Source organism: Mesorhizobium sp. M1143, from assembly GCF_040318435.1.
In the GTDB taxonomy this organism is placed as follows: Bacteria; Pseudomonadota; Alphaproteobacteria; order Rhizobiales; family Rhizobiaceae; genus Mesorhizobium.
In genome coordinates this window covers 1-9,438 of the sequence record NZ_JAMYMJ010000092.1, presented here as the reverse complement: position 1 = coordinate 9,438, position 9,438 = coordinate 1, and the positions used below count along the sequence as shown (strand labels likewise).

The 9,438-nt window shown below is 63.5% G+C and carries 8 protein-coding genes; 4 read left to right on the top strand and 4 right to left on the bottom strand.

The window, feature by feature from the left end; all coding sequences use genetic code 11:
- Positions 1-44 precede the first annotated feature (44 nt).
- Positions 45-980 carry a methylenetetrahydrofolate reductase [NAD(P)H] gene (gene metF, locus NKH35_RS30080; protein ID WP_352917344.1) on the top strand — a complete coding sequence of 312 codons (936 nt, stop codon included), beginning with the start codon at positions 45-47 and terminating at the stop codon, positions 978-980.
- 432 nt (positions 981-1,412) lie between these two features.
- Here metF and NKH35_RS30075 read toward each other — a convergent pair whose 3' ends face one another.
- Positions 1,413-2,330 (bottom strand): DMT family transporter, encoded by a 918-nt coding sequence (locus NKH35_RS30075; protein ID WP_352917342.1) that lies wholly within the window; start codon positions 2,328-2,330, stop codon positions 1,413-1,415.
- Positions 2,331-2,545: 215 nt separating this feature from the next.
- Here NKH35_RS30075 and NKH35_RS30070 point away from each other — a divergent pair, with 215 nt between their 5' ends.
- The gene (locus NKH35_RS30070) at positions 2,546-3,766 is read left to right on the top strand and encodes an alanine racemase (protein WP_352917340.1); all 1,221 of its coding nucleotides are present in this window, start codon (positions 2,546-2,548) and stop codon (positions 3,764-3,766) included.
- Here the strand turns inward: NKH35_RS30070 and NKH35_RS30065 are convergent.
- Positions 3,763-4,494: an SDR family oxidoreductase gene (locus NKH35_RS30065; RefSeq protein ID WP_023690857.1), complete on the bottom strand. Its 732-nt coding sequence runs from the start codon at positions 4,492-4,494 to the stop codon at positions 3,763-3,765. The genes NKH35_RS30070 and NKH35_RS30065 overlap by 4 nt on opposite strands.
- Positions 4,495-4,621: 127 nt before the next feature.
- Between NKH35_RS30065 and NKH35_RS30060 the strand changes: the two genes are divergently transcribed.
- Complete coding sequence (locus NKH35_RS30060; protein ID WP_352790660.1) at positions 4,622-5,521, top strand: LysR family transcriptional regulator; 900 nt, start codon at positions 4,622-4,624, stop codon at positions 5,519-5,521.
- 25 nt (positions 5,522-5,546) lie between these two features.
- On the opposite strand, the gene NKH35_RS30055 is transcribed toward NKH35_RS30060, so the two are convergent.
- Both NKH35_RS30055 and NKH35_RS30050 read right to left on the bottom strand, forming a co-directional pair.
- The gene (locus NKH35_RS30055; RefSeq protein ID WP_352761920.1) at positions 5,547-6,776 is read right to left on the bottom strand and encodes a lytic murein transglycosylase; all 1,230 of its coding nucleotides are present in this window, start codon (positions 6,774-6,776) and stop codon (positions 5,547-5,549) included.
- A 32-nt stretch (positions 6,777-6,808) separates the two neighbouring features.
- Positions 6,809-7,606 carry a glycoside hydrolase family 25 protein gene (locus NKH35_RS30050; protein WP_023668254.1) on the bottom strand — a complete coding sequence of 266 codons (798 nt, stop codon included), beginning with the start codon at positions 7,604-7,606 and terminating at the stop codon, positions 6,809-6,811.
- 283 nt (positions 7,607-7,889) lie between these two features.
- On the opposite strand from NKH35_RS30050, the gene NKH35_RS30045 reads away from it, so the two are divergent.
- The gene (locus NKH35_RS30045) at positions 7,890-9,269 is read left to right on the top strand and encodes a serine hydrolase domain-containing protein (RefSeq protein WP_352917338.1); all 1,380 of its coding nucleotides are present in this window, start codon (positions 7,890-7,892) and stop codon (positions 9,267-9,269) included.
- Positions 9,270-9,438 lie beyond the last annotated feature (169 nt).

Below are 9,438 nucleotides of genomic sequence, written 5' to 3'. Positions count from 1 at the left end.
GACACCCACCCCACCAAAGCGTACCCTATGGGGGAAATCGCCTGATGAACCAGTTCCGCTTTTCCCGCCGTCCCGACATTGGCGACAAGGTCCGCGTCTCCTTCGAGTTCTTCCCGCCGAAGACCGACGAGATGGAAGCCAGGCTCTGGGACACCGTCACCAGGCTGGAGCCGCTGAAGCCGAGATTCGTCTCGGTGACCTATGGCGCCGGCGGCTCGACGCGGGAGCGCACGGCGCGCACGGTCAAGCGCATCCTGAACGAGACGGCGCTGACGCCGGCGGCGCACATGACCTGCGTCGACGCCGCCCGCCATGAGGTCGATGCCGTGGTCCGCGAATTCGCCGATATGGGCGTGAAGCGCTTCGTTGCGTTGCGCGGCGATCCGGCGGCGGGTGTCGGTACGGCCTACCGGCCGCATCCCGATGGCTATGCCAATGGCGCCGAACTTGTCGGAGCGCTGAAGGACGCCGGCGATTTCGACATCTCGGTCTCGGCCTATCCCGAAAAGCATCCGGAAAGCCCCGACTTCGCCACCGACTTCGACATGCTGAAGCGCAAGGCCGACAATGGCGCGACGCGGGCGATCACCCAGTTCTTCTTCGACAACGATCTCTACGAGCGTTATGTCGAGAAGGCGCGCCGTGCCGGCATCTACATCCCGATCGTGCCTGGCATCCTGCCGGTGCACAATTTCACCCAGGTCGCCAATTTCTCGGCGCGCTGCGGCGCGCTGGTGCCGGCATGGCTGGCCGAGCGTTTCGAAGGGCTGCACAACGATCCGCAGACGCATGCGCTCGTGGCGTCTGCCGTGGCGGCCGAGCAGGTGCTCGATCTCGTCGAGCGCGGCGTCAGCGACTTCCATTTCTACACCATGAACCGGGCCGACCTGGTGTTTGCCATCTGCCATATGATCGGCATCCGCTCCCACGAAACAGAGGCAGCTGGGATCCGCCGCCGCCTGAGCTTCATCGTGGTATGAAATCTGAAATGCGAAAGGCCGGGCGAAACACCCGGCCTTTCGAATTTGTGGGCTATTGCTGCTGTTCTTCCGCTCCGGCGGTTACGGAAGAACACCTATGATAAGGGCGCCAATGAAGGCAAATGCAGCACAGATCATCAATGCGTTGATTGGCCTCGTAAGTCCCATGTCATAGTCTCCTCTTCAAGAGCTATGGGTGGAGTCTAGGGGCATTTGTGCCACAGGCAAGCGGAAAATATGCTGCAATGCGACGCGATTGTGGAATTTGCGACCTGCCACCTGTCGTTAAGCGTTGAAACTCTTCGGCAAAAGCCGCTGGCAGCCTGTGAATAAATTGTGACGCGGCCGTGGCGAAAGCGAGGCATGGCAGCGCTACCAGACCTAAAGCGCGTCGTTGTCCCAAAACCGCTGCGCACTTTTGGTCGACAGGCATTAGCGCCGACCAAACAACCGCCCGTCGATCGTCACCAGGCCAAGCGCGATCAGTGCCATGCCGCAGAACTCGAACAGAGCGAGCCGCTCGCCGAGGAACAGGAGGCCGAGCAGGATGGCGCTGGCCGGGACGATGAGCGTGACCAGCGAGGCGTTGGTGGCGCCGGCCGAGGCGACGAGGTTGAAATAGAGGATGTAGGCGAAGGCGGTGGAGAGCAGCGCCAGCGCCAGCACCGCCGTCCAGACCGGCGGCGAGGCAGAGAACAGGCCGGCCGGGCCATAGGTGAGCAGCACCACCGGGATCATGATGATGGTCGACGCCGTCAATTGACCGGTGGCGATGACCGGCGAGGGCACGCCCTTGAAGCGGCGGGCGATCATCAGCGCGACGGCGTAAGACAGCGAGGCGCCGATCAGCGCGAATTTTGCCCAGACCGGGCCGCCGAGCCCGGCCAGCAGGCCGGGGCCGATCATGACAGCGGTGCCGGCGATGCCGAGCCCGATGCCGGCAAGCTTGTTCCAGGAGAGCTTTTCGTCCGCTGTCAGCGCGTTGGCGAGGATCAGCGTCCAGAACGGCGTCGTCGCATTGAGCACCGAGGCGACGCCGGCGCCAAGCGCGGTCTGGCCGGCAAAGATCAGCGAGAACGGGACGACATTGTTGGCGAGCGCCAAAAGGAAAAACAGGCCGGCATGCGGGAAGGCGAGGCGGAAGGACGGACCGCGAATGCCGAGATAGAGCTGCAGTGCAATGGCCGCAATGGCAACGCGAAACAGCACCAGCACCAGCGGGTGCATTTCGGCAACGGCGATGCGGGCAAAGAAGAACGAGCCGCCCCAGATGGCGCCGAGCAGCAGAAGGTGTCCCCAGTCGCTTGCCGTCATCGGTCCGCGCTGCACGGCTGTCGTGGCTATTGCCATCGTGAAAATGTCCTCCCCCAAGCGGCATGGATGCCAGTCGGTCAGGCAGAAGGCATATCGGGTTCGGCGGCAAGGGCCACCCGAAACGTGATTGCTGGCAACAGTGCTGCCAGGAGGGTGCGCTGCTGCGTCAGTGCCCGCCAGACACAGAATTGTTTTCTTTGGCCGCTAGCTTGGATTAATTGTGCGCAGCCGAGAAGTCAGGGGATTCGTCCATGCAGCGATTCGAGAATGCCCGCGAGGCGGCGCTGGCGCTTCGGCCGGACGATCCGGTCTACTGCTTTCGCCCGCAGGTGCTGAAGGCGGATGCCAAACAGTTCATGGGCATGTTTCCCGGCAAGACCGCCTACGCAGTCAAGACCAATGGCGAGCAGATCGTGCTGAAGGCGCTGGTCGAAGCCGGCGTCATCGCCTTCGATGTGGCCTCGCCCGGCGAGTTCGCCGCAGTGCGCGCCGTCTCATCCGACGCCGAGATGCTCTACATGCATCCGGTCAAGGCGCAGTCGGACATCAAGCTTGCGCTGGAAAAATACGCCATCCGGGTCATTTCGCTCGACCATGAGGACGAGATCACCAAGCTGACGCGGGTGGTGCGGGCGCTTGACATCGATCCGGGCTCCATCAGCGTGTTCGTGCGCATCCAGACCAAGGGTTCGGCGGCCTATGAACTGTCGAAGAAATTCGGCGCCGGGCCGGCCTATGCGGTGGAACTCGCCGAGCGGCTCAACCGCACCGGCTACAAGGTCGGCCTGTGCTTCCATGTCGGCAGCCAGATCGAGGATCCCGACACCTTTGAGCGGGCGCTGGCCTCCGCCGATTGGGTGCGCAACCGGCTGACCTTCGACATTGCGGGCCTCGATGTCGGCGGCGGCTTTCCCGCCGAGTACGGCCATGACCCCAATCGCAAGCAGATCGAGATGCCGTCGCTCGGCCAGATCATGTCGCGGCTGTCGGGCGACCTGAGGGAATACCAGTTCGACCAGATCCCGTTGGTGGCCGAGCCCGGCCGGGTGATCGTGGCGCGCTGCCTGTCGCTGATCGTGCGGGTGCTGCTGCGCAAGGGCAAGCGGCTCTACATCAATGACGGCATCTGGGCGTCGCTGTCGGATTCTTGGACCGGCAAGATCACACTGCCGGCCCGCTTCATCCCCGATCCGGCGATCCGTTCGCGCAATGGCGAGGAGAAGAACATCGTGCCGTTCAAGGTCTGCGGCGCGACCTGCGATTCCGTAGACATCCTGTCGCGGCCGTTCTGGCTGCCGGAAACCGTCGACACCGGCGACTGGATCGAGATCGGCCATATCGGCGCCTATTCGCTGTCGCTGAGAACCCGCTTCAACGGTTTTTATCCCGACACATTTGTCGAGGTGACGACACCCTTCGATGAAGGCGATGCGCCGCAGGGATTCGCCAGCCTGGAGACGATGGCGGACTAAGCGACCCCGCCACCGGCCTGGATATTCTCGCCGGTCAGCCAGCGGGCCTCGTCGCTGGCCAGGAAGACCGCAACATCGGCAACGTCGCGGGGCGCGCCGATCCTGCCAAATGGAGACATGCCGGCCGCCACGGCACGATCGCGCTCGGGAAGCAGGTCCGTGTCGGTGAAGCCAGGCGACAGCGCATTCACGGTGATGCCGCGCGGTCCGAGTTCACGCGAGAGCACACGAACGAATTGTTCGACGGCGCCCTTGCTGCCGAGATAGAGCGCCGTTTGCGTGAAGAACATCTTGGTGCCGCCGGTGGAGACCGCGATGATGCGGCCGCCGTTTCGCACACGGCGCGCTGCTTCCTGAAGCACGAAGAACGTGCCCTTGGCATTGGTGCCGAAGACATGGTCGAAATCGGCTTCGGTTGCCTCGGTCAGAGGCTTGATGACGGCGACGCCTACATTGGCAACCACGATGTCGATCGCGCCGAACTCACTCTCAGCCTCGTCAAACAGGCGATGAATATCCGAGACGCTTGATATGTCGGCCTGGACGGCGATCGCCTTTCCTCCCTTGCCGGCGATGGCGGCCACGACCTCGTCAGCGGCTTCGTGGTTGCCGACATAGTTGACGACGACGGCAGCGCCCTTGGAGGCGAGGCCTTCGGCGATGGCTCGCCCAATGCCGCGCGAACTGCCGGTGACGAGTGCGGTTTTGCCTTGCAAGGACTTGGGCATGATACGTTTCCTTCAATCATTCAGGCCCGTGCCGGTTTCAACGGGTCCGCTAGTCGAGAAATAGGGCCATGCAACTGATCAGATAATGGCCTATTATCTGACTAGCTTGTTAATGTAGGGATACACAATGCGCGGTTCTGAATTCGCCGAGCTCAAGGCATTCGCCGCAATCGTGGAAGAGCGTAGTTTCGTCCGCGCCGCCGCCCGGCTGCGTGTTTCCCCGCCGGCGCTCAGCCAGTCGATCCGGCAACTGGAGGCTCGCATCGGCGTCAGGTTGCTGAATCGCACGACGCGTAGTGTTTCACCCACTGGTGCTGGCGAGACGCTGTTTGCGCGCCTTGCCGTTGCGTTCGAAGAGCTAGAGGGCGCCGTAGCGGACATTCATGCCGCGCGTGATCGGCCGGCGGGTTCGCTACGAATAAACGTGCCGCGTGTTGCCGCGGTGCGGTTCATCGGCCCGATCCTTGGCGACTTCCAACGCGCCTATCCTGATATCGCGCTGACCGTCATCGTCGACGATACGCTGACCGACATTGTTCGAGGACGGTTCGATGCCGGAATCAGGCTTGGCGAGCGGCTGGAGAAGGACATGGTGGCAGTGAAACTGAGCGGGGATTTGCAGATGGCGGCGGTGGCCGCTCCCGTCTATCTCGAAAATCGGGCCATACCGCGCCATCCGCAGGAGTTGCATCAGCACAAATGCATAAAATTCCAATGGCCTGGTGGCGGCAACCTCTATCGATGGGAGTTCGCGCGCGGCAAACGGTCTCTGGAAATCGCCGTCGAGGGCAGCCTGACTGTCAACGACACCGAGCTGATGCTGAACGCGGCGCTGGGTGGAGCAGGCGTTGCCTACATGATCGACTATCAGGTCCAGTCCTGGATCGATGCGGGCAGGCTGATGAGATTTCTAGAGCCCTGGTCGCCCAGCTTTCCAGGCTTCTTCCTGTATCACCCGAGTTCGAGGCACGTCCCCCCGGCTTTGCGGGCATTTATCGACTTCGTCCGGGCAAGGAGTAGGGAATAAGGAACCCAGCTTGGGCAGATTCTACTCACAGTTTCCCCAAAAGCTCCGGCGTCGGCCAGCCGTCTACCGGCATGCCGAGCCGCATCTGTTCCTTGCGGATGGCTTCGCGGGTGTTGGTGCCCAGAATGCCGTCGACGGTGCCGACGTCATAGCCCCTGGCTTCGAGCTTGGTCTGCAATTCCTTCATCTGGTCGCCATTGAGCCCGGTTTCGGGATTGCGCGGGTCGAACTGCTTTGCCCCGGCCAGCCGGCTGGCGAAGTTGGCGGCGGTCAGCGCGTAGGTGAAGGACTGGTTCCATTCGAGATAGACGTCGAAATTGTCGTAGGCGAGGAAGGCCGGACCTTTGCGGCCCATCGGCAGCGCCAGGCCGGCCTTCAGGCCATTGTCGATCAGCGGCGTGCCATCGGGGTTGGCGACGCCCCAGGCGGCCCATTGCGACAGCGGCAGCTTGTTGGTGCGGCCGGTCTGCTCCCAAGGCATGTCCTCGGGCACGCGCACTTCCTCGATCCAGGGCTGGTCGCGTTTCCAGCCGCGCGACAGCACCTTGTTGGCCGTGGTCATGATCACGTCGGGCACACTGCGCCTGAGATCGACGATGCCGTCGCCATCGCCGTCGACGCCGCGCGCGAGATAGTCGGAAGGCAGGATCTGCGTCTGGCCGATCTCGCCGGCCCAGGCACCGGTGACGTCGGCCGGAACGACGCCGCGATCGATCAGCGTCAACAGCGGCACCAGTTGCGGCCGAAACAGCTGCGGCCGGCGGCAGTCATGCGACAGCGTCACCAATGCGCTCAGCGTGTGGAAATCGCCCTGTACGGCGCCGAAATCGGTCTCCAGCCCCCAGAAGGCGGTGATGATCGGCGCCTGGACACCGAACTGCTGGTCGGCGCGCGCAAAGATTTCGGCGTATTTCTTCAGATTGGCCGCGCCCTGCTTCAGCCGGTAGGCCGAGATCATGCGGTTGGAGAACTGGATGAAGGTCTGGGCGAAGACGCCCTGGGCGCGGTCACGCGCCAGCACCTTGTCGTCGATGGTGGCGGCTTCCAGCGCGTCAAGGCCGACAGCGCCGACACCGGCCGCCCTGGCTTCCGCCGCCACGCCTTGCTTCCAGGTTTCGAAGTCGCCGCCGCATTCCTGCGCCGCCGCCGGCACGACCGCGGCGCCGAGCAGCAGGGCCGCGAGCAGCCCGGAGCGCAGGCGGCTCTTCGACTGTTTCCGGCGTGGATATCCCAGTGGTTGCAGGTAGGTGCGCATGGGACGTCGAAAAGCAGGCGGCAGAGCCGGTGTCAACGGGTGTTCTGCCGCAGCCACTTTTTCCAGGCTGCCTCAGTGCCGTTGAAGACGTTGATATCGGACTTGCCGGTCATGCCGGGAACGATACCGGTTCCGGTGTATTGCCAGAAGGTGAAAGGGTGGCTGCCGTACTTCTGGCGGGGGTGGCCGGCCACCGAGCGCAGCCAGTAGGGATAGCCGCGGAACGTCGAAAGGTCGTTATCGTCGAAGAAGTCGACCGAGGTGTAGATGATCGGCTTCTTGCCATAGTGCCGCTCGATCATCTCGAGAAAGGTGGTCATTTCGGCCCGCACCGTCGCCGAATCCGGGCGCAGCCGGCAGGTCGGCGATTGCGGGTTCCACTCCATGTCGAGCACCGGCGGCATGGCCGAGCGGTCGACGGGCACGTTCTGGATGAACCAGCGCGCCTGGGTGGCGGCCGGCGTGCAGAAATAGAAGAAATGGTAGGCCGCGCGCGGAATGCCATTGGCCTTGGTGCGGGACCAATGCTCGTTGAAATACTCGTCGAAACGGTCGCCGCCCTCGGTCGCCTTGATGAAGGCGAAGGAGATGCCGCTGGCCTTGGCCGTCGGCCAGTCGACCGAGGTCTGGTATTTGGAGACGTCGGTGCCGTGAACGGCATAGTTCCAAGGCGCGCCGCTATCCCATTCATGCGGCTTGGAATCTTCGAAACGCGGTGCGCGCACGGCAACCGTCGGGCTGCTGGATGGCGACATCGAGGGCACGAGATCGCCGGCGGTCGAGCAGGCGGCCAGCAGCGTCAACGTGATGAGGGCCGCGAAACGGCGCATCGCATTTCCCGAGCCGGAATCAGCCGGTCGCTGTTGGGTTGTCGTTGCAGGTGCCCCTCAGGCGATCGCCCCACAGCATCGCCTGATACGCTATTTTCGTGCATGTCGTTGTTCCAAAACCGCTGCGCACTTTTGGGCGACATGCACCAGTGATCGCCGATCATGGTTGATAACAGGTTGACGGCGCTCGACAAGAACACCGATTTTGCGGAAGCAATGGCGGCAAATCGATGACATAAATCGGGCCGCAAGCCACGGGCAGCGGAAAAGCAGGGACGGAAAGATGCGGATCGCCGTGAAGATCATCAAATGGCTGCTCGGCCTGGTCGTGTTGGCCATAGCCGCCCTGTTTACCTGGCTCTACGTCGCGCCGCCCGAACTGATCCGCGTCGGTTCCGGCTATTCCGCCAAGATTGTCTGCTCGAATGTTTTTATCGCCGGCCGTGATCCCAATGAGGTGCTTGCCATCGACGTGCAGGCGCCCGGCCATCCGCTTCTCAGGCTGATGAAGGTGTCGGTCGACAAGAACAGGGGGACCGTCTCGGCCGGGCTGCTTGGCTTCCTCGGCAAGAGCGTTGCCGTTGCGCGCGCCGGCCTGGGTTGCGCCTCGGTTCCCGATGGCGACGTCGGCAAGGCACGGCGCACGTCAATCCCTGCCGAGGCGTCGGCGGCCACCAAGGGCGATCTGTGGCCCGAGGGAGATCGAGTCGATGCCTCGCAAAATCCCGAAATCGACAAGATCCTCGACGGTGCGGCGATGACCGGCATCGGCATGCGCGCCGTGGTGGTGGTCAAAAATGGCCGCATTGTTGCGGAGCGTTATGGCGACGGCTTTTCGGCGAAAACGCCGCTGCTGGGCTGGTCAATGACCAAGACAGTCAACGCCGCGCTCGTCGGCACGCTGGTCAAGGACGGCAAGATGGCGGTGACCAATCAGGGCCTGTTCGGCTCATGGAAGGCGGACGGCCGCGCCGCCATCAGCCTTGCCGATATGGTGGCGATGTCGAGCGGGCTCGAGTTCAACGAGGATTATGGCGACGTTGCCGATGTGACGCGCATGCTCTACCTCGAACCGGATATGGCGGGCTTCGCCGAGGCCAAGCCGCTGACCGGCGACGTCGGCAAGGTCTTTTCCTATTCGAGCGGCACGGCGGTGATGCTGTCGCGGCTGTGGCAGGATGCAATCGGCGACAAGGACAAGGCGCTGATGTGGCCAAGGACAGCGCTGTTCGGGCCGCTCGGCATGCAAAGCGCGGTGCTCGAAACCGACGAGGAGGGTACCTTTGTCGGCTCATCCTACCTCTATGCCACGGGGCATGACTGGGCGCGGTTCGGCCAATTCCTGCTGCAGGGCGGCGTCTGGAACGGCAACCAGATCCTGCCGGCCGGTTTCGTCGACTGGATGCGCGAACCGGCACCGGCCTCGAAAGTCTACGGCAAGGGGCAACTTTGGATCGAAGCCCCGGGGGACGAAGGAAATCCCGGCGCCGGCGTCGCCGCCGGCCTGCCCAACGATACCTACTGGATGGAGGGCCATGACGGCCAGACGGTCGCCATCATCCCGTCGGAGCAACTGGTGGTGGTGCGGCTGGGGTTGACGCCGGCCAAGCTCGGCTACCGGCCGCAGGTGGTGGTCGGCGCGCTGATGAAGGCACTGCGCTAGCTCCCTTTACCCTCCCCTTGATGGGGAGGGTCGGCGCGTAGCGCCGGGGCGGGGTGCCTGGCACTTCACCCCCACCCCCGCCCTAGGCGCGGCCACCCCCCACGAGGGGAGGTTAAAGTGGGCGCTATTTGCGACCCCCCCCCCCGCAAATCCCCGCAAAAACCCGCCC

Excerpts from the sequence above, each read along its gene's own strand:
- NKH35_RS30070 (WP_352917340.1), top strand. The coding sequence starts at position 2,546 with ATGCAGCGATTCGAGAATGCCCGCGAGGCGGCGCTGGCGCTTCGGCCG.
- NKH35_RS30060 (WP_352790660.1), top strand. The coding sequence starts at position 4,622 with ATGCGCGGTTCTGAATTCGCCGAGCTCAAGGCATTCGCCGCAATCGTG.
- NKH35_RS30075 (WP_352917342.1), bottom strand. The coding sequence starts at position 2,330 with ATGGCAATAGCCACGACAGCCGTGCAGCGCGGACCGATGACGGCAAGC.
- NKH35_RS30055 (WP_352761920.1), bottom strand. The coding sequence starts at position 6,776 with ATGCGCACCTACCTGCAACCACTGGGATATCCACGCCGGAAACAGTCG.
- metF (WP_352917344.1), top strand. The coding sequence starts at position 45 with ATGAACCAGTTCCGCTTTTCCCGCCGTCCCGACATTGGCGACAAGGTC.
- NKH35_RS30045 (WP_352917338.1), top strand. The coding sequence starts at position 7,890 with ATGCGGATCGCCGTGAAGATCATCAAATGGCTGCTCGGCCTGGTCGTG.
- NKH35_RS30065 (WP_023690857.1), bottom strand. The coding sequence starts at position 4,494 with ATGCCCAAGTCCTTGCAAGGCAAAACCGCACTCGTCACCGGCAGTTCG.
- NKH35_RS30050 (WP_023668254.1), bottom strand. The coding sequence starts at position 7,606 with ATGCGCCGTTTCGCGGCCCTCATCACGTTGACGCTGCTGGCCGCCTGC.